19 protein-coding genes are annotated in these 19526 nt (G+C 58.3%); 10 read left to right on the plus strand and 9 right to left on the minus strand.

All coding sequences use genetic code 11. The annotated features are described in order from the left end of the window. The first annotated feature begins 4 nt into the window (after positions 1-4). Positions 5-379 carry a DUF3307 domain-containing protein gene (locus MOV76_RS05470; RefSeq protein WP_130751339.1) on the plus strand — a complete coding sequence of 125 codons (375 nt, stop codon included), beginning with the start codon at positions 5-7 and terminating at the stop codon, positions 377-379. Between the two features lie 189 nt (positions 380-568). On the opposite strand, the gene MOV76_RS05475 is transcribed toward MOV76_RS05470, so the two are convergent. Together MOV76_RS05475 and MOV76_RS05480 are read right to left on the minus strand one after the other, a co-directional pair. Next, positions 569-1852: a trypsin-like peptidase domain-containing protein gene (locus MOV76_RS05475; protein ID WP_247263983.1), complete on the minus strand. Its 1284-nt coding sequence runs from the start codon at positions 1850-1852 to the stop codon at positions 569-571. Positions 1853-2322: 470 nt separating this feature from the next. Beyond that, a complete protein-coding gene (locus MOV76_RS05480) occupies positions 2323-2541 on the minus strand; it encodes a dehydrogenase (protein WP_247263984.1) in 219 nt (72 codons plus the stop codon). 334 nt (positions 2542-2875) lie between these two features. Here MOV76_RS05480 and MOV76_RS05485 point away from each other — a divergent pair, with 334 nt between their 5' ends. Together MOV76_RS05485 and MOV76_RS05490 are read left to right on the plus strand one after the other, a co-directional pair. Further along, entirely contained in the window at positions 2876-3499 is a 624-nt protein-coding gene (locus tag MOV76_RS05485; RefSeq protein WP_130751345.1) for a hypothetical protein, read from the plus strand. Positions 3500-3909: 410 nt separating this feature from the next. Further along, complete coding sequence (locus MOV76_RS05490; protein ID WP_247263985.1) at positions 3910-4908, plus strand: hypothetical protein; 999 nt, start codon at positions 3910-3912, stop codon at positions 4906-4908. Positions 4909-5034: 126 nt separating this feature from the next. On the opposite strand, the gene MOV76_RS05495 is transcribed toward MOV76_RS05490, so the two are convergent. Continuing rightward, complete coding sequence (locus MOV76_RS05495) at positions 5035-6804, minus strand: vanadium-dependent haloperoxidase (protein WP_247263986.1); 1770 nt, start codon at positions 6802-6804, stop codon at positions 5035-5037. Positions 6805-7466: 662 nt separating this feature from the next. Here MOV76_RS05495 and MOV76_RS05500 point away from each other — a divergent pair. The 3 genes from MOV76_RS05500 to MOV76_RS05510 are packed head-to-tail and all read left to right on the plus strand — an operon-like array spanning position 7467 to position 9003. Further along, on the plus strand, positions 7467-8075 hold the full coding sequence (locus MOV76_RS05500) for a TetR/AcrR family transcriptional regulator (protein WP_164590706.1): 609 nt from the start codon (positions 7467-7469) through the stop codon (positions 8073-8075). Positions 8076-8087: 12 nt separating this feature from the next. Next, on the plus strand, positions 8088-8375 hold the full coding sequence (locus tag MOV76_RS05505) for a YciI family protein (protein ID WP_130751355.1): 288 nt from the start codon (positions 8088-8090) through the stop codon (positions 8373-8375). A 4-nt stretch (positions 8376-8379) separates the two neighbouring features. After that, complete coding sequence (locus MOV76_RS05510) at positions 8380-9003, plus strand: DNA-3-methyladenine glycosylase I (RefSeq protein ID WP_130751357.1); 624 nt, start codon at positions 8380-8382, stop codon at positions 9001-9003. On the opposite strand, the gene MOV76_RS05515 is transcribed toward MOV76_RS05510, so the two are convergent. After that, on the minus strand, positions 9000-9536 hold the full coding sequence (locus MOV76_RS05515; RefSeq protein WP_130751359.1) for a peroxiredoxin-like family protein: 537 nt from the start codon (positions 9534-9536) through the stop codon (positions 9000-9002). The genes MOV76_RS05510 and MOV76_RS05515 overlap by 4 nt on opposite strands. A gap of 47 nt (positions 9537-9583) precedes the next feature. On the opposite strand from MOV76_RS05515, the gene MOV76_RS05520 reads away from it, so the two are divergent. Further along, positions 9584-10384: an AraC family transcriptional regulator gene (locus tag MOV76_RS05520; protein WP_245494219.1), complete on the plus strand. Its 801-nt coding sequence runs from the start codon at positions 9584-9586 to the stop codon at positions 10382-10384. A gap of 207 nt (positions 10385-10591) precedes the next feature. Here the strand turns inward: MOV76_RS05520 and MOV76_RS05525 are convergent, their stop codons facing one another. The 4 genes from MOV76_RS05525 to MOV76_RS05540 are packed head-to-tail and all read right to left on the minus strand — an operon-like array spanning position 10592 to position 13177. Beyond that, positions 10592-11113: a DoxX family protein gene (locus MOV76_RS05525; protein WP_247263987.1), complete on the minus strand. Its 522-nt coding sequence runs from the start codon at positions 11111-11113 to the stop codon at positions 10592-10594. Beyond that, positions 11113-11913, minus strand: a complete 801-nt coding sequence (locus tag MOV76_RS05530) for a DUF2063 domain-containing protein (protein ID WP_247263988.1) — start codon at positions 11911-11913, stop codon at positions 11113-11115. Before MOV76_RS05530 ends, MOV76_RS05525 begins: the two co-directional genes overlap by 1 nt. Next, positions 11900-12826 carry a DUF692 domain-containing protein gene (locus MOV76_RS05535; protein ID WP_247263989.1) on the minus strand — a complete coding sequence of 309 codons (927 nt, stop codon included), beginning with the start codon at positions 12824-12826 and terminating at the stop codon, positions 11900-11902. Before MOV76_RS05535 ends, MOV76_RS05530 begins: the two co-directional genes overlap by 14 nt. Before the next feature lie 45 nt (positions 12827-12871). Next, on the minus strand, positions 12872-13177 hold the full coding sequence (locus MOV76_RS05540; protein WP_132572902.1) for a DUF2282 domain-containing protein: 306 nt from the start codon (positions 13175-13177) through the stop codon (positions 12872-12874). 503 nt (positions 13178-13680) lie between these two features. On the opposite strand from MOV76_RS05540, the gene MOV76_RS05545 reads away from it, so the two are divergent. The 3 genes from MOV76_RS05545 to MOV76_RS05555 all read left to right on the plus strand — a co-directional run bounded on the left by MOV76_RS05545 (position 13681) and on the right by MOV76_RS05555 (position 17892). Then, the gene (locus MOV76_RS05545; protein WP_408987982.1) at positions 13681-15567 is read left to right on the plus strand and encodes a potassium transporter Kup; all 1887 of its coding nucleotides are present in this window, start codon (positions 13681-13683) and stop codon (positions 15565-15567) included. A 343-nt stretch (positions 15568-15910) separates the two neighbouring features. Beyond that, the gene (locus tag MOV76_RS05550) at positions 15911-17152 is read left to right on the plus strand and encodes a glycosyltransferase (protein ID WP_247263991.1); all 1242 of its coding nucleotides are present in this window, start codon (positions 15911-15913) and stop codon (positions 17150-17152) included. Between the two features lie 206 nt (positions 17153-17358). Next, on the plus strand, positions 17359-17892 hold the full coding sequence (locus tag MOV76_RS05555) for a DUF2062 domain-containing protein (protein WP_247263992.1): 534 nt from the start codon (positions 17359-17361) through the stop codon (positions 17890-17892). A gap of 80 nt (positions 17893-17972) precedes the next feature. Here the strand turns inward: MOV76_RS05555 and nhaA are convergent, their stop codons facing one another. Beyond that, positions 17973-19163 carry a Na+/H+ antiporter NhaA gene (nhaA, locus tag MOV76_RS05560; protein ID WP_247263993.1) on the minus strand — a complete coding sequence of 397 codons (1191 nt, stop codon included), beginning with the start codon at positions 19161-19163 and terminating at the stop codon, positions 17973-17975. Positions 19164-19526 lie beyond the last annotated feature (363 nt).

Consider the following 19526-nt stretch of genomic DNA (forward strand, 5'->3'; position numbering starts at 1 on the left):
CAGCATGGAGAGTGCATTTTCCCTTATTGGCCTACTCGCCTGGCTGCAGGTCAAGCATTTCGCCGCCGACTATCTCTTGCAGCCGGCCTGGATTCTGCAGGGCAAGGGCGACATCCGCCATCCGGGCGGCTATGCCCATGCAGCGATCCACGCGGCCGGCACCATTCCGGGGCTCTTGCTATTCGGATTGGATGCCAAGACGGTCACGCTCCTGGCGGTGGCAGAATTTCTGATCCACTACCTGATTGACCACGTGAAGGCGGTACATTCGCACCTCTACCCGGTTGCCATGACGACCCGAGCCTACTGGGCCTCACACGGAGCGGATCAACTGCTGCATCACCTTACCTACACTGGAATTCTGGTTATGGCGACCTGAGAGGTCATCCGGTGACGCAACCGCCTGTCCGCGCTTCGTCCGAAGTGGACGCAGGCTTGGCTCCGCCGGGAGAAATGAGCCATTCGACTGACCAAAGGCGATGAGGCAGCCCGATCTTGAGCGCCAACGACGACTGCACAAGCAACGCCGAGATGTCGAAACGAAGAATTCATGGCAGTCCTCTCGATTTCAGTCGCAGCAGACCTTGCGGACGTAGGTATTTCCGTAGGTCACCATGGCATCCTTCGCGATGAGACCGTGCGTCTTGAGCGCGTGTGACAGGTCCTTCGCTTCCTGCTCGCCATAGACGTCATGCAGTGTCACGGCGATCCAGCCGTTCGAAGCCAGATGTGCCGCGAGCGGAACCGACGAGGCTTTGATGAACGAGCGGGCCTCTTCGAGTGTCCGGAAGGATTTGACCTGCACGAAACGTCCGTCGCCAGCAGGTTCCTCGAATTCGTTCACCCGCACCCAGGAATAGTGCATGTAGCCGCTGGATGCGCCGACGGCGACGCGATACCAGTCGCCTAGTAGTTCAGTGACCTCCACTGGACTTCCGTTTGGCGCCTGTCCGATCGTCTTCGCATCGCCGTTGGCGTCAGATTTGATCGGGGCTATTCCCTTGGGATGAAGCACGAAGCCGCTCCGGGCTCGGGGAACTTCGAGCGACGCTTCATTGGTGGCCCCGTTGTCCGCCGGAACGTTGACGGAGTTTGCGGGAGGTTGGGTTTGGCTAGAACGCGGTGCCTCACCGATGGCGGCGCGCGCGTCTGCCTTGGGATAGCATAGGATCTGGAAGACGGATGGTGTGACGCGATCTGCAAGATCGGCCGTCGACAAGGCTGTCGGATTTTCAGTTGCGTCAGCGGCTTGAGCAACGAGGCTCTGAGACTGCAGGAATAGCTCGGCCACCGACGCGCGGATAGCGAAGTTCACGTTCTGAGCAGTGATACCGATCTCGTCTGCAGTCCTCTTAGATAGAGTGGCGCTCGTGATGCCGAGAAGGAGTCCATTCCGGTCAACGACGGGACCTCCCGAGTTCCCGGGCTGGATTGGTGTCGAGATCTGTATATATCTCGTGTCGTTGCGGATCCCCGCGAGAGCGTTCACGTTGCCCGTGGTGATCTTGACTGAATCTGCGAGTAGCGTGGCCAGAGGATATCCCACCGCAACAATATCCTCGCCGAGCCTTGTTGCAGACTTTCTGAATACCAGCGGCTTTAGTGGCTCGCCGGCCGTGATCTTCACGACTGCCAGATCATTGATCTCATCGATGCGGGGATCTGCGGCATCGCCCCTCCCCTTCACCTCGATGCGTCCGCATTCCTGCACCACATGGGCGTTGGTCACGATCCATCCGTCCGCTGTGACCGCAAACCCCGTTCCCGAGGACGTGGGTTCGTCGGCAAATGATTTTGAAGCGATGGCCATCGATAGGCCAGCGACGATGATTACGCGGCAGGTGACAGACATGCGAGCTCCCCAGATGTCGAAAAGTAGAGCATCTGAGGTGTCGATTTCAACCTAATCTTGCAACTTTGCATAATGATCGGCGGCTCTCTTGTGGACTGTCTCCGAATTGTGCGCCTTGCCCGACCATCGCGACGTATCCGCCTAGTCCCTAAAGATCGTGGTGATCTCGACGCCGCTGTCGAGGACAACCCACAGGGCCCGGACAAGATCGGCAGCCTCGAGGAGCGCTACCGACATCCACTCGCTCGATTGTCGCTATATGTCGTTTGCAACGGCATTGAGGCTGACTGTCGCGTCGTGGCCGGTTTCGCTCCCAGGGATTCCGACCTGCTCCCGGAGATCGCTCATGGTCGTTATCGCAGGGAACAGCAGTTTCCGAACCTCCGAAGGCGTCACCCGTTCGATTTCGTTCGCGGCTTTTGCAAGTTCGGCGACGAATGATGGGATACTGCTGTCTTGCGTTTGAACCATCACTGCTCGAATTCGGCGCCGGGCATCCATCCTCGGGTATAGCCTTTTCCCATGCAGGCCTTCGCGATGGCGAGTTGCTCCTGAAGCCAGATGCGATCCCGAAGAAGGGCTTCGATGGTGGCTCGTGGGTCACCGCCGTGCCATGCCATCGCTGCATCCACGGGATTCTGATCGGCCTTGTTATTTTGTTCAGTGAGCATCATCAGTTCCTCGTACATTCCGGAGAAACATGCTCCATGGAAGGTCGCTGAGCGCGAGGGCAGCTCATTGCAACGACGCACGATGGCGGGAGCGTCTCCACGGTAGCGACCTGACCGAGTCGCAGCAAGCACCGGTGCCCCGGGATTCCGCCGGCCTCATTCCTCACGAAGGATTTTCGATCCTTCAGGTCTCGCCTTGTAGCCGAGCTACCCAAGCTATCGCCAAGTCAGAGACCTGGACAAGTCTGGCGACCGGACCATCCCTCGAACCACGATAGTGGGCGTTAGTGGAACACGTGCTTAATCAACAGCGTGTATGCCAATGCTTTGGCAGTTCCCCAAGGGGTTAGTAGTGCGGACAGTTACGTCGAAATTCGCTCATCAGGTGTGCAAATCCTTCCCCGAGCTGACGTTCGATTTCATCGACAAAAGCCCGACCAGCAAGGATCGGATAGATTTTCATGGACCCGCGAACGCCAAAGTTAAACTTAATTTTTCAAGCAATGCTGTGGAGATCGATGACGTCTTCGTATTGGGATCGCTGAGAGGACGCGGCAATACCAGACGCCTGACGCAAGCTCTCTACATGGCTGCTGAGAACCTACAATTCGACAAACTGAAATTGGTTGCTGCGCAAGAAGGCCGGTTCGCCTGGTTGGTGCTAGGCTTCACACCTACGCAGGATTGGTGGTATCAGAACCTGTCCGGCATTAAGTCGCGGCTAGCTGACATTGAAGGACAATACCCCTCAGATTTAATACGCTTATTCGAGCCGTTTTTGACCAGCGGTAGCCCACAACTATTGCCCGCGTTGGCGAACATTCCAGGTGGTCGCCCTAGCGCCTTGCGGCCGAGAGATCTCGCATTCAAACTTCTTGAAGCTTTCAGCACATGGAGCGGTGAATTGGAGATTAATGATGAACTCAATCGAAGATATTTGTTCAACGAACGAATTCCATCTGGTTCCGGCTCATGAGGACATTCTGTGCGAAATTGAAACCGGATTGATACGCATTGATACGGTAGGCGTTCGGGAAATCTTACACTCGCGCGGGTACTCTCCCGATTTAGTTGAACTTTATCTAGCTGTTGTCACCGGCGAAATTCACTTCAACGCGGCTTCTGTTCGGAGTACGGGGGCCTAGTCGATGAATTCTTCGAACCCCACCTTCGACCTAGTCGGGCGAAGCAGAATATTTTCAGCCAGGAGGGTGCCGGCATACTTCCCCCAAGCGTTGCACTTCTCTGGCGACTATCCGGGATGGACGTTGAACCCACGGGCGATATCGCGGACGGTCGTTCCGGCGCTGCCGCCCATCTCGATCCTTCTTGTTGATGCCTGTCCAATTGGCTACACAATCTCAGGGTTTAATGGCGGGGACGGGTATGCGGTCTGCAACCGCAGCAGTAGCCCTGTTGGCATTCATGCCGACAGTAGTGGTAGCTCAAGCATTCGATTGGTCAGCTCAACTTGGTAAATCGACATCTGCCCTGCAGGCCGCACTGGGACAGGCCAGCCGCTGCGCTTCAGGGGGTTTTACTGTTCCTGTAAGGTGGATCAACAAGGACACCACCCTATCCGACAACCTCTTCGATCCTGTCGATACGCCGGGTCCCGGCTTCATTTCCATCGGCGGGAAACCAGACCCGGCGAGGGACTACGATGAAGAGCGGGCATTACACTCGCGCAAGCTGACTTCGATCCGGTGCACGATCGGCCGAGAGGCGACCGTCGAGGCGTATGCCTACGAGGATCGCCTCGTAAGGATCAAGCTCAGATTCGACCGATGCGACAGCCGCGAACTGCGCGAGGACAAGCTCTTTGGCAACATCATGGGGAGCGATAAGCCATTAATGGTCGAGAGATGCGATGGCGTCGATCTGAAGGAGAAGGATTTCGATACGGCTCTGTATCAGTCCATCAAAGCTCGCAACAAATACGGCTACGACAGGGAAGGATCCCCCGGCATGCTCGACTTCCAATGGTCGGGAGATATGTACGGTGAGTACGGCCAGGCCGAGCGCAGAGTCCTGTGGGATGTCCTGTGCTACCGCCACTCACGGGACGAGCTCAGCAGAATGGTCCCGCCGGACGACATGACATACCGATGCCTCATCGACGTCGAAAACGCAGATCCGTCGCGATGGTCGGCGACCGCAATGTACGAGATCCTTCGCCCAGGAACGATTTTCGACAGTGTAGCTATACGACTGACCTCAATGCGTCTGTTTGTCGACATGCCTGCCGAGCACGCCGCGGCCCTCGCCATCAGGCCGGAACTTCAAGCAATGGTCGACGGGATCAAGTCAAACATCGCAGCGCGGGTGAAAGACGGCGACGAAAAGGAGGGTGCTGTTTCCAATATTCTTGGCGCTGGGAACTGAATCATGAGCGTTCAGGAGACACTTAGAATCAGGGGAAGCAACTTCATGAGATCACTGCTTGCCTGTTTGTTTGGCCTCTTCGCTTACAGCGCTCTGGCCGCAGACCATCCCACCACTGGCATGAGATCACCGGATGTTTGTATTTGTTGACTTCAACTGCTCGACGCGGCGCGAAATCGCGGCGGGGTCATTGAACGTCAAAGCTGATGTCGCACTACCCGCACGCCGCATGTTGTTCCCCCAGATGTCGTTTGCGATGCCGAGTCCAAGCGGAACGCCGCCGATCGGCAACGGGTCACCCGATCCGCGGGCCGCGACCCAGACATTGCTGTAGGTTATCTTATCCGGTGTCTTATACTCGCCCTTCACCTTGCCCTTCACGTCCTGGAAGTCGAACGCGTCGAAACGCCAGTGAACGCCAAGGTAGATGCGGCTGATTGCATTCTGGAAAATCGCGCTCCAGAGCGATGGGAAGGAACGGACGATCCGCGTCCGGATAGCGCCAGGCTGATCGACGATCGGTTGATCGGGCACGAAGGGCTGGTGAAGGTCACGGCTCACCCCGTTCAATTCTTCCGAAACAAAGCTGAACCCGATGGTGTCGGGCGCAGCCGGATCCTGGTTCTGGCCTTTGACATGTGCGAGATAAAGACGGGCGATCTGGAAACAAGCCGCTCCAAAAGTGGCATGCCCAGAAGGATATGCGGGAAATGGCGGCTTGAAGGAAATCTTGTTGGAGTTCGTCTCGGGTGCTCCCAAAGCGAGCCAAAACGGATCCGCTTCGACATCTATTTTGGCTGATCCATTGACAGCAGCGGGACCGCTAGAGGGATCGTGCTCCCGTATGCCGGATAAGGGACGCCACAGCTCGAACTTATATTTTTCCTTCCAGGAAAACTTGCCCGCGTCCGCCATTGCAACATTGACCAGAGCGAGGAGGCGGACGAAGTTCCCGAGGTTTCCCGCGGGATTTGCTCCCCATTCTTGCCAGGCGATTTTCCTGATGATCTGGTTATACAGCCGGGGCGGTGTACCGATCAGATTAGCGCCATCGTATGCCCAATACAGCGCAGTGACAGTGTCATCCGGCTTTCGCGTGGTGCAATTCAGTGACGGTGCACCACCGAGCTTCCTTACCTCGATCAGAGCGGGAACGTAGTCGGCGTGCGGCCAGTGAGCGAGTTGGTGCCCATTCGGGTCAGTAACTGCGAAGGAGGCCACTTCGGAGCCGTAATAGGGGCCGTGGTAAATACGCTGAGGCTTGGTCCCGCGTTCCGGATGATCAGGGTCGATGTCGGGCCTGCGCACCGGATTCACCGGTTCATCTCTGAACTTTTTTGGCTCGTTGCTCGGCCTGTAACGGCCCGCGTCTGCGCCATGCTGATTATCCGAGACAGCCAACAGTGCCAGTATCCGCTCGGCCACTTTCCTGCCATAGCCATAAGGTCCGCCAAGAACTGAGATGCTGCCGGTGAATGAAGAGATGTATGCGTTTAACGATGAGACTAGGGTATTGTTGGCGAGGATGGAGATGCCCGCTCCGCCTTTCCTGTACAACGCATCCAAAACCGTAATGGCGGCGGCTGAGAGCGCTTCTTCGGCTTCAGTAGATCCCCAAGCGGCGTCGCGTTCCGGTAAGGTGGAAAGGTCGTTTGAGTTGTGATCCCCCAGATATGGCGGTGGATTGGATGCAGCGGTGTTGCCGATAGCGCCGAAGTAGGCATCGTGCATGGCCAACTGAAGCAGGCCGAGCGCTCTGGAACTCATTGTCGGGCCGGTATGGGGTCCGCCAAGCGAATGGGTAATGCGATTCATCTCGAGGCCGACGTGGTTCCAATACAGGACCGACAACGACTTGAGAGCAACAGGCTCGTCAACCTCTGGCAATAACAACATAGTGTCCCTCCTCTAGTTGACACGCGCCTTGACGGCACTCACTTCCTGCGTGCATTAATCTGGACCACACAACCACGTGCGGTCAATGCTGGCGAACTCGTCATAAAGTTGTAAGGCCTGCTATCAGAATGAAGTAGTGTCAGCGTATCTTTCGGATTGACACAGCCATTCAGTGTCGAGGCTGACCGCAGACCATCAGGCAGTTTGCGCCAGGAGGACGCAAAGTGCGGTTATTGAGCTTGATGCTGATCCACTGACGATACTCACGCGACGTCGGGAATGGGCCGACAGTCGCCTTGGCCGTGTCGCGCCAGAAGCGGGCATCGCGGCAGCGCGGGCGTTGTCGAACAGATCCATGGCAGTAACGATGGACTAGACGGATGTCGCGGTTTTGTAACCAGTCGGCAATCGCTCGACGGCATGACGCGCTCCAACGGCGTAGCCTGGCTGCTTACTCTCCGTCCATCGACCTTGGTCGAGGATTCGCCCCCAAAGCGTCGCTTCTCTCGCAAGTCGAGCGTCTGCATTGGGGGGATAGCAGTCATTTACTGAATCCCGTCACCTTTCACGCCCACCCTTGACGTTCTTAGGTCGATTGTCCTAAAGAGCGCTGTAAGGCAACTGCCCTACGCGATGAGCGATGGCGATGGAGAACCGGGCACTTGGGGGCGGCGACCACACGACTGCAGATTGTTGAGGCTGCAGACAGGCTCTTTTATGAGCGGGGATTCGAGGCGACGTCCTTCGCCGACATTGCGGCAGTCGTCGGACTTTCGCGAGGCAACTTCTACTATCACTTCAAGACGAAAGACGAGATTCTCCATGCAGTGATCGCCCATCGTCTTTCAAAGACCAAGGCGATGCTAGACGCGTGGGAGGCTGGGGCTGAAGTTCCCAGTGAACGGATCCGCAGCTTCATCCACATGCTCATCATGAACCAGACAAAGGTCATGGCCTTTGGCTGCCCAGTCGGTACGCTTTGCAACGAACTCGCCAAACTCGACCACGCTGCCAAGGACGAGGCGACCAAGCTTTTCACTCTGTTTCGCAATTGGCTTTCGCGCCAGTTTGCCGCACTTGGCCGTGAGACCGATGCCGACGCGCTTGCCATGCACATCCTGATGCGAAGCCAGGGCGTCGCGACACTCGCGACCGCCTTCCGCGACGAAGCCTTCGTCCGCCGTGAAGTCGACGATATGTGCCAATGGTTGGCAGTGCAGCGACCCAATCTATCCCATCATCCCGAATCCGTTTCTATCCAGAATTCTTGAAGGAGGCCCCGTATGTTCGTCGTTACACTTAAATTCTCCGCCAACAAGGCCCGAGCGTCCGCCCTTATGGAAGGGCATATTGCCTGGATCAAACAGGGCTTTGCCGATGGTATCTTCCTCCTTACCGGAAGCCTTCAGCAAAGTACGGGCGGAGCGGTTATCGCCCACAACACATCCCGCGCCGATCTCGAAATGCGCCTCCAGCAAGATCCTTTCGTTGTGGGTGGTGTCGTGAGCGCCGACATTCTTGAAATTGCACCGGGCCGCACCGATGACCGCTTGGCCTTTCTTAGGGCGTGAGAAAATGAGCGCGACGACCTTCGGCCCGGATGGGCAGCCGCGTTGCCGCTGGTGCGCAGCCGCTCCCGAGTTCATGCCCTATCACGACACCGAGTGGGGCTTTCCGGTAGATGATGATCACTGTTTATTTGAAAAGCTTTGCCTCGAAGGCTTCCAGTCAGGTTTGAGCTGGCGCACTATCCTGTCAAAGCGCGAGAATTTTCGGGCTGCCTTTCTCGGTTTCGACTTTGACCGCATCGCGCAATTCACGGAGGCCGACATTATGCGCCTGCTCCGGAACGATGGCATCGTGCGCCATCGCGGTAAGATCGCGGCGGTCATAAACAACGCGCAGTGTGCCCAGGAACTGGTGAAGCAGGAGGGATCGCTCGCCGCCTATGTCTGGCGCTTCGAACCGAAGGCGACAGAGCTTGCCGCTCCGCAGACTGCATCCACCTCAGCCGCCTCCATCGCCATGTCGAAAGACCTGAAGAAGCGCGGCTGGTCATTTGTCGGCCCCACCACAGTCTATGCTTTCATGCAGGCGATCGGACTGATCAATGATCACGCCGAAGGCTGCGTATTCCGAGACAGGGCCGAGGCGGCTAGAGCTGCGTTCCAGCGTTCCAGGGGCGCCAACCAGACTTAAACCTCGCCGGTATATTCACCTCGTGCCGGGTAGTCGTTTTTGATGACGAAATCCAAAGCTTGCACCATCTCGACGAAATTCGGTCGTGCGAATGGCATGGATTGCACCGAGAGCCAATAGACCGTTTGATCCGGCTTTATCAGGAAGACCCCCGGCTCGGAAAACAGTTCGGGCTCCTCGATACCGATTGAGGTCTTTCCGCGCGAGAATGAAATGTAGAGACCCCATTGCCGGGCCACGCTCAAAGGCAGACCGAAGCCGATACGCAGGTGCTCAGCACCAACCTTATCGGCCATTTGCCGGGCGCGGTCTTCCCCATCAGAGCTTATGGCGATTGTACTGACTCCGCGCTCGTCGAAGGATGGCGTCATCCGCTCCAGCTCCTTCAGATAGGTTCCGCAGACTGGGCAGTGGAGACCACGGTAAAAGCACACGAGCGTCATAAGCGACGGCTTTTCGCGGGTGAGATCGAACTCTCCGTGCTGGAGGGTTTTGACGGTCAAATGAGGGGCCAGTGTTCTCGGGACTAACATCGATCAACTCCGCTTGTGTGATGCTTCCGACGCCCAAGTTGACGTTGGTGCTTAAAGATTTCATAGTCAGAGCCGTCAATGGTCCAGAAAACATGATCGAGAATCCGAAAATCCTTCCGAAAGTGGATCGCCTCTCAGCCTTCTTCGACACGTTCGAGCTGGAAGCCTCGCTGGAACCGCCGCGGACGAGCGATAGTCGGGCCCGGCTGTTTATGGTCGGTGAACCAGGTTGCCCAGTCGAAAGAATCATCCTGCGCGCACGAGGCGACGTGGCTCGCGAGCCAACGGTTTTGATGACAGCGGCGGTCGATTTCGAGGGGGAGCATAACCCGCTCATGAACGCCTTGCCGGACCATATGGTCGTCAACGTCAACGACATTCCAACCCTTCGTGACACCACCGCCGCCTTCGTGGCAGAGGCACTGGAATCTCGCTGCGGACGCAGCGCCGCCCTCAATCGGCTCTGCGAAGTCATCGTTCTGCTTATCCTGAGGTCGGCGATTGACCGTGGGACGACCGAACCAGGCTTGCTGGCAGGCCTGTCCCATCCCTTGTTACATCGGGCGTTGGTGGCAATGCACGATCAGCCATCGCGTGCCTGGAACAGCGATCACCTCGCTGCGACGGCGGGGATGTCACGGAGCCATTTCATGGCCCTGTTTCGCGACGTGGTCGGCACAACGCCGCAGGCCTACTTGACCGGATGGCGATTGATTCTTGCTCGGCGAAAGCTCGCGAAAGGGGCTAAGGTGAAGGCAGTGGCGCGCCAGGTCGGGTTTGGCAGTGCTGCCGCATTCTCCCGAGCATTCTTCCGGAAATTCGGAGACTGGCCATCGGTCCGATCGTAGCACTGAGCATCTAAATCATATTCTGCGGACGTTCGCTTTCGGATTGTTGCATATGTCGAGGCTGGTCACTCGCGGCGCCCAGTTCCGGGTTATCGAGACCTTTGTGGTCAAGCTGAACCACGCGTGGCATCACTACGACCGGGCCTTTACAAAGCGTTAGCAAAACCTGCACTCGATCTTGCTAGCAGTTTGACCGGAGGAACCGGATCAGGCAGCCCGGCGGCTGCCAAACCAGTGTGCAAGCCAATGGTCGATCGACAGCTTTCCAGGTCCCCATGCCATCAGTGACAGCGCCATCGCAGCCCAAGTAATGTGGATCGGCCATCCGTCCGGCACAGTGAGCTCGACGATCAACGTCATGAACAGCAGGCCGGTCGCCGCAAACCGGGTAGCGAAACCCAGAACCAGCAAGATCGGAAAGGTGATCTCGGCAGCGCCGGACAGGAAAGCCATGGTGACCGGCGCCGGATACGCATAAGGACCGCCCGGCAGATGAAGCACGAATTCGTCGGTGAACAATGTGATCGCCGTATCGTTCAATTGCAGGAATCCATCCCACTTCAGAATGCCCGACTTCCAAAAGGGTACGGCCAGAGCGAGGCGCATAACCGCCTGAACGACGCTCGGCTGCGCAAAGGCCCGAACCAGCCTCTGTGCCGTCTCTACAAGTGTCACGATCGGCTGAAACCTGCCTTTGATCGAAGTTTGTTGCGTGGTGGTCGATATCATCATGCGTCTCCGAGAGTGATGCCGCAAAATACCCCCGCTTCGATCATGCCGGCCACGCTGGCCGCGATGTCGAACGACGGACAAGCGTCGATGGCCTTGGCTGCGGCGACACCAAGCGGTTCGCCGGAAATGAGGGAAATCAGGAACTCTGCGCTGCCCAAAGGAAGATGACGCACCGCCACCTCCATATCCGGCCGCGTTATAAGCGCATCTTCCGGGTCGACCACTTCGATCGGGCTTATGGAGCCGTCACCGCGATTGGCGGCAAAGATCGTCAGCGCCGGATAGTCCGACCGAACGATCCTTGTTGCCGGATGCGGTGCAAAGACCAATTCACCGAGACGTTCCGGCGGAACGGAAGCAAGAGCATCAGCGGCAAGCGGCTCGACATCCGTTGCGTGGTAGGCGTCCAGCCAAGCCCGTTCGATCCGGGCGACGTCGGGAAGCCAGGGCAAGGATCGGGCATATTCGTACTGTTCGATGAAAGCGGGAAAATCCCGACCATATTCGAAGAGAAGCGGCGATGCCGGCGGCGTGGCGCGCACATGAAAGCGCGCCATGGCGCGGAAAAAATCCGTTCCCGTCAGGCGTTGCACCGCCGGGAAAATCCCAGCGAGGGCATCGATCAGACTGACGGTGACGTTGTTGCGGTAGACGTTGTAGCGTTTGATCGCACCCTTGCCGTTTGGCCCGACAACGCCGTCGGGCGTCCCAGCGTCCGGGTTGGTGAGCGCCGGCGTAAAATCCGCCGCATAAGTGAGGGGTTTCATGCGGCGAGATGGAGGATCAAGCCGCAGCATGGCTTTGCTCCGGCAACGCGATGGAACCATGGTGATCCATGATCGACTGCGCTGCGAGGGCCTCAGCATGCAATATCGGCCAGTCGGGTATGTTGCTGTCCCACTCGATGAGCGTTGGAATAGGGCCACCACGGCCAATGACGATCTCGTAAAGCTTCCAGACGGCATCGGCGACCGGACCGTCATGGCTATCGATCAGCAGCAGCTCGTCCTCGTCGTCAGTCTGCTCGGCATGGCCTGCGAGATGGATCTCACCAACCGCAGCAATGGGAAAATCGGACAGGTAGTCGAGCGCTGAAAACCCGTGATTAGTGGCGGAGACGAATACGTTATTGACGTCGAGCAGAAGGCCGCAGCCGGTGCGCCGGACGATCGCGCGGATGAAGTCGGTCTCGCTCATCGTCGATTGGCGGAACGTCACATAGGTGGATGGATTCTCCAGAAGGATCGGGCGTCTGATGGTCTCCTGCACTTCCTCGATATGCTCGCAAACCCGCGCCAGACTTTCTCGTGTGTAGGGAAGAGGAAGGAGGTCGTTGAGGAAGGTCGTCCGATGCGTCGACCAGGCCAGGTGTTCAGACACCAGAGCTGGTTCGTAGCGTTCGACGAGCGAGCGGAAACGTTCAAGATGTGCCCGGTCGAGCGGCTGAGGTCCGCCGATCGACATGCACACGCCGTGGAGCGACACCGGATTGTCACGGCGGATCTGTTCGAGAATACGATGCGGCGGCCCGCCGGCCCCCATGTAATTCTCGGCATGGACTTCGAAGAACCCGCGATGGGGCCGCTCCGCGGCTATAGCGGCAAAATGCTCGTGCTTGAAGCTCGTCCCCGCGAGCCCCTCGATCGGATGGCGGGGAAAGCGGAGAGTAGTTGCCGCAGACGCGGTTGTCGAAATTTGATCGGTGGTCATGGCGCCTCTCCGCCTCCTCGTTGTCTTCGCTGTCGGGTGTATAAATTACATCGCCTTCAGCGAGCCGTGCTTGCCGTTCGGCAGGACGATCGAGGTGCAGGTACCGCCCCGTACGAACTTCCAGGAATCGCCCTGGAAGTCGACCGTCGAGGTCCCCTGGCAGGACGTGCCGGCACCGGCTGCACAATCATTCTGGCCCTTCAGGGCGACGCCGAAGCATTTTTCCTTGTGAGCGGCGATTGCAGCGGCGCCCTCAGCTTTGGTGAGCGGTGCGGCGCCGGCGATCGAAGCAAGGGCGGTGGTGACAGCGCCGGCGAGGACGACTGAGTTGATGGTGGATTTGATGGACATTGCGTTCTCCGATGATGGATGGACGCTCTCGTTGAGCGCATATTCAGGTTCGCTATCTCCCCGACATTTGTTACACGCGTCGCTATCACTAGTTCGTGATAGCTCGCCATGTCACCGGAAACCTACACGAGCGCGACGAGGCCGGGCCGGTAACCAGGGTTGGGGGCCGCCTTATTTGCCGAAGCCAACGCGGACGCATGCCACAACCGCAATGACGGTCATTCTGGTCGAGAAATACCGGACTCGAAAACTATCTTCTGCGGTTGTCCGCCTCGCCTGGCGATTAAGGGGGTAACAGCTCAGCGAAGGGTATGGAAATAATCGCAGCCGCCGCCGTTCTGTTTTCACGCTGTTCGTTGACCTGCAATGGTAGCTTCGATGATCGCTTGCCCACCTCGAAAGGCGTGTTACGTTTAGGTTTTGCAATGACGGCATGCAGATGGCACCGTCGCCCTCATTCGCTCGATCTGCGAATCAGGAACCAGACATTGACCTCTCCGCAGATGAGATCGAAAGATCCAGAACTTGAACACCAAACCGGAAGCAGGCTTTCGTCGCTCGTGCTCGCGGCCCTGGGTGTCGTCTATGGCGACATCGGGACTAGTCCGCTTTATGCATTCAGAGAGGCTCTCCGCGCCACCGGCGGATCGGGAGCGCACCACGCGAACGTGCTCGGCATCCTTTCACTGATCGTCTGGGCACTCACGATCGTCGTCACGTTGAAGTATGTGACGTTCGTGCTGAAGGCGGACAACCGGGGCGAAGGCGGCACGCTGTCGCTCATGACTCTCGCCCGCGAAGGTCTGACGGGGCGCCCCAAGTGGGTGCTTGTCCTGGGCGTGATCGGAGCCTCGCTTTTTCTTGGCGACGCGATCATTACGCCGGCGATCTCAGTCCTATCTGCGGTCGAGGGCATAGAGGTGGTGGCACCGGCCCTGTCCAACTGGGTCGTGCCTATAACGCTGACGATCATTGCCGTCCTATTTTTCGTCCAGCGGTTCGGCACGAGCGGCGTGGCGTCGGTGTTCGGTCCCGTAACGGCTCTGTGGTTTATCGTCCTTGGCGTTAGCGGGGCGATCCACATCTTTGACGATCCGTCGGTGTTGGGCGCAGTCAATCCGGTACACGCACTTCGATATATCGCAAACAACATCGGTTCGGCCATCGCGGTGCTTGGGGCCGTCTTCCTGGCCGTGACCGGCGCCGAGGCCCTCTATGTCGACCTTGGACATTTCGGACGCCGCCCGATCGTCACGGCGTGGTTTTCGCTCGTCTTCCCTAGTCTGCTTCTGAATTACTTCGGACAGGGAGCGTTCGTGCTCGCAAACCCGGAGATGGCTGAGCATCCCTTTTTCAGCATGCATCCGGAGTGGGCGCGGATTCCTATGGTCTGTCTCGCCACCGCGGCAACGGTCATCGCCAGCCAGGCCGTGATCTCCGGCGCTTATTCCCTCGTCCGTCAGGCGATGCACCTCAACCTGCTTCCGCGCCTGCGAATCCTTCACACCTCCGAAACACAATCCGGACAGATCTTCATGCCGCAGGTGAACAACCTGCTGTTCATCTTCGTGGCTGCTCTGGTACTCTTCTTCCAAAACTCGAGCGGCCTTTCCGCCGCTTACGGTATCGCCGTGACAGGCGAGATGTTCATCACTTCGATCCTCCTGTTCATCGTGATGCGCCGTATCTGGAGCTGGAAGCTGGCGGCGGCTCTTGCAGTCATCGTGCCGATTACGCTGATCGACGCCGGGTTTCTAGCCGCCAACATCGCGAAGTTCGCAGAAGGGGGATGGGTTCCCGTTGCGGTGGCGTCGATGATGGCGCTCATCATGCAGACATGGACGGCGGGGCGTCGGCTGCTTGCTGCCCGCACCAAGGCTGACGAAATCCCACTTTCGGCGATCATCGACAACCTGGCTCGGAAGAAGCCGCCCACGGTGCCTGGCACGGCAATGTTCCTGACGAGCGACATCGAAGGCGCGCCGACCGCACTTCTCCATAGCCTGAAGCACTACAAGGTGCTCCATGAGCAGAACGTCATTCTCAGCGTCGTGACCTCGACCACGCCTTTCGTCCCGGACGATGAGAAAATTTTTCTCGAAAGTTTCAATCGCCACTTCAGTCGCCTGGTGATCACGTTCGGCTACATGGAGACGCCAAACATCCCTCGTGCGCTCGTTCTCGCCCGCAAGCTTGGTCTGAAGTTCGACATCATGTCGACCTCGTTCTTCCTTTCCCGCCGAACGATCCTCCCGTCGAAGAAGGGCGGCCTGCCGTTCTGGCAGGACCGGCTGTTCATCTCGCTCGCGGAGAATGCCAGCAATGCGACAGACTATTTCGGGCTGCCGTCGGGGCGAGTGGTCGAACTCGGGCTGCAGACGACCATCTAGCGGCGCACCACAGCTACCTATGCCGTCGTCATCTGTACGATCGTCGTTCAGGAACTGACTCTGGGGAAAGTCGCCAGCCGCTCGTTGCGGGCGTCCGGCCATTCACTGTAGACAACAGCGGTAGCTTGAGTGGACGCTGGAATGAATATTAGGAAGAAGTGGATTCCCTTCGTAATCATAGTCCTGGCCCTCCTCGCGGTAGCGCAAATTGCGCTCGTGGGCGCGGGGGCGGCGGGATGGTTCGGCTCTTAGCAGACGGCTTTTCGGAAGACCCGCCACCGAGCCGCAAGGTGACATTGGGAACAACGGCTATTGAACCAGGCGGAAGCGAGGTGACGGCGCAGTGAGGGTAGCCATTCATACGCTCGGCACGCGCGGAGACGTTCAGCCCTATATCGCTCTGGCACTGGGATTGATCGAGCGAGGACACCGAGTACAGCTCGCTGCTCCGGTTCAGTTCGAGAGCATGGTGCAAGACCACGGCATCGCATTCGCCCCCCTGCCCGGAGAGTTTCTCGCTCTTCTCGATACTCCTGAAGGAAAGGCGGCGATCGCGGGCGGCAAGGGCTTCAGTACCGGTTTCAAGCTGCTCAAGTATGCACGTCCGATGATGCGAACCCTGTTCGACGCGGAATGGAAAGCAGCCCGGGCCTTCACCCCCGATATCTTCGTGCATCATCCGAAGGCGATCGCGGTCCCACATATAGCGGAGGCGCTTCAGTGCCCATTTATTCTGGCCTCGCCTCTGCCTGGCTTTACGCCGACCGCCGCTTTTCCCAGCCCGATGTTGCCTTTCAAAGATCTGGGCTGGTTCAATCGGATCAGCCATATAGCGGCGATCAGGGGCGCTGAACTTCTGTTCGGCACGTTGCTCTCGACCTGGAGGGTGGAACAGCTTGGTCTGGCGCGACGCAGGACGCCAGCTATCGCTTCGAATGGCACGCTCTACGCCTATAGTCGCCACGTCGTGCGGGTCCCTCCGGACTGGGGCAGTGACGTGCTGGTGAGTGGCTACTGGTTTCTCGACAGCAAGAACTGGCGACCTCCAGACGATCTGGCAGCCTTCCTCGCCGAAGGAGAGCCGCCAGTCTACGTCGGCTTCGGAAGCATGCCGGGCGTCGATCCGGGCCGGATGACAGCCATTGTTGTCGAGGCGCTCGGGAGGCAGGGCAAGCGGGGTATCTTGGCTGTTGGAGGCGGAGCCCTAACCGCAGAACATAAATCCAGGCACGTTCACGTCGTCCGCGACGCCCCCCACGACAGGTTGCTTCGCGAGGTGAGCGCGGTCATCCACCACGGCGGCGCCGGAACGACCGCGGCCGCTCTTCGGGCCGGCAAGCCGATGATCATCTGCCCATTTTTCGGCGATCAGCCGTTCTGGGCAAGACGGATAACGGATCTCGGCGTCGGATTGTCACTCGATCGCAGAGCATTGACCGTCGAGAGCCTGACAGACGCAATCGCGGCCATGGACGATCCACTTATGCGACGCCAGGCAGACGCGGTTGGCGCACGGATCAGGGACGAGAATGGCGTGGCCACCGCAGTCGGCTTCATCGAGGCTGCTGCGAACAAACTGCATTGAGGCCCATGAATTCGCCCTACCCAGTCGAGAGGCCATTCGTGCCAAGCGGGCAAGATCGGGAGAAGGCGATAAACTACAGCGATGCCGCAATGTGCGTACGCGAAGATATGCTCGCCTGCAAAGATCGATGGCTTGCATTTCATGCGCGGTTCTCCCGATATATCTATCGATTGAGATCCAGCGCTCACGCAGCGGAAGGTCAATGAATGCTGTTTAGGAGACGGAAGCCGCTCTCACTGGCTCAGCGGATCCGTGCCGTCCTTTGGCCATCCAAGGGGCTATTGCGGTCCATCCGGTACATTGCCATTCGAGTGCTTCGATTGAAGGCTACTCCTCATGCCGTTGCGGCTGGCGTTGCAGCAGGAGTGGCCGTGTCCTGTACACCCTTCCTGGGCTTTCACTTCGTCATGGCTTTTTGTCTGGCCTTCATCCTCAGAGGCAATATGATCGCGGCTGCGCTCGGGACGGCGTTTGGAAACCCTCTTACCTTTCCGCTGATCTTTGCTGCCGCCTACCGGATCGGAATCTTTCTTTTGGGTCGCGCGCCCGAGAGGGTGGGTGAAGCCAATCTGTTCACCCTGCTCCGGCACCTCGATTTTGCACCGCTTTGGCATCCCATTCTAAAGCCGATACTTGTCGGCGGCCTTCCGCTCGCCGCGCTATCCGGTGCAGTCTTTTATGTATTGACATGGCAAGGCGTTCGCCTGTTCCAGCAACGAGGAAAGCGGCGGAAATCGTAAGATCCAAAAGAGGCGGCGGCGCGAAGACCCTCCGAAGAACTTGATGTCTAGGAGAGGCGTCGCTGCGAACTCGTAAACGACTAAGACCGGCTGCTTTTCCTCCGGCTCGCCATCAGAACCGCGGATCCGGCCACGCCAGAGATCGCCGAACCGAGCAGAATGCCGATCTTGACCTTGTCCTGTACCGCTGGGTCGTCGAAAGCGAGAAGACCGATGAAAAGGCTCATTGTAAAGCCGATGCCGCATAGGAGCGCGACACCGGTCATCTGCGTCCAGTTTGCCATTGCCGGAAGCTGCGCAACGCCCAACTTCACCAGGAGACCGACGACAGAGAGAACCCCCAGCAACTTGCCAGCAAACAGTCCGGCGGCGACGCCAATCGTATGAGGGTCTCCTAAACTCGAGATGGACGTGCCGAGAAGGGAAACGCCGGCGTTGGCGAAGCCAAAGAGTGGAACAATGACGAATGCCACCGGTCGATGAAGGAGGCGTTCGAGCCGGTGCAACAAGGATTCTTCGTCGCTAGCCTCCGGAGCGCCGGGAGAAAGTTTAATCGGTATCGTCAAGGCCAGCAGCACGCCCGCAAGCGTCGCGTGGATCCCCGAGATGAACATGAGCACCCACAAGGCGACGCCAAGGGCGAGATAGAGCGTCAGCGTCTTCACGCCAGCTCGGTTGATCAAAAACAGGAGGGCCAGAACCGCGGCAGCTCCAGCAAGAGCCGCGAGATTGAGACCGCTTGTATAGAAGAGTGCGATGACGAGTACTGCGCCGAGGTCGTCGATAATGGCAAGCGCCGCCAGAAAGACTTTCAGCGACGCAGGAACTCGGTTCCCAAAGAGCGATAGCACTCCGAGCGCGAATGCAATGTCGGTAGCCGTCGGGATCGCCCAACCGCGGAGGCTTGCTGGCGCACCGGAATTGAAAGCCAGATAGATGAGGGCTGGGGCGAGCATTCCTCCCGCCGCGGCGGCACCCGGAAGGATTCGCCTGCTCCAGGTCGAGAGCTGGCCGTCGAGCATCTCCCGCTTGATCTCCAGACCGACAAGCAGGAAGAACACGGCCATGAGGGCGTCATTAATCCAGTGCTGCAAGCTCAGTGGACCGATATAGAAGTGAAGGGCATGGAAATAGGCTTCCGCCAGCGGGGAATTTGCAACGGCAAGCGCCATCGCCGCGGCAGCCATAAGAACGAGGCCACCAGACGCCTCGCTATCAAGAAATCCGCGCAGAGTAGATTGAATGCGACCGGTCGCGATCGGCAAGGACATGGTTTCGCGCTCCCTTGTGGAAGGTTGATCTTTGTCTCCGTCGATTTCGGGAAGCCCGCGGCGCACGCAGCACACGCCATCTTGCAAGGGGTACACAAAAGCAGCACGGATTTCCAGAGCATACCCACGTCTCGCAACACTCGACAGCAGATGGGCATCCTGCCTCGATCAGCGCTTCTCGAAATAGCAAGATGAAATTCGACTACCCGCGAGTTATCACCCTGGCGGACCTACAATTCGCCAGGAGGCAGACCACAGAAAAAAAGCCCGCTCCAGCGGGGGAGCCAGGAGCGAGCCAGATGCCTTTGACGTTCGACCGCCTAAGGAAGCGCTTCAGGTTAAACTCTCGCTCGTGCGATGTAA

This window comes from Rhizobium sp. PRIMUS64, assembly GCF_023006465.1.
Taxonomy (GTDB): domain Bacteria; phylum Pseudomonadota; class Alphaproteobacteria; order Rhizobiales; family Rhizobiaceae; genus Rhizobium; species Rhizobium leguminosarum.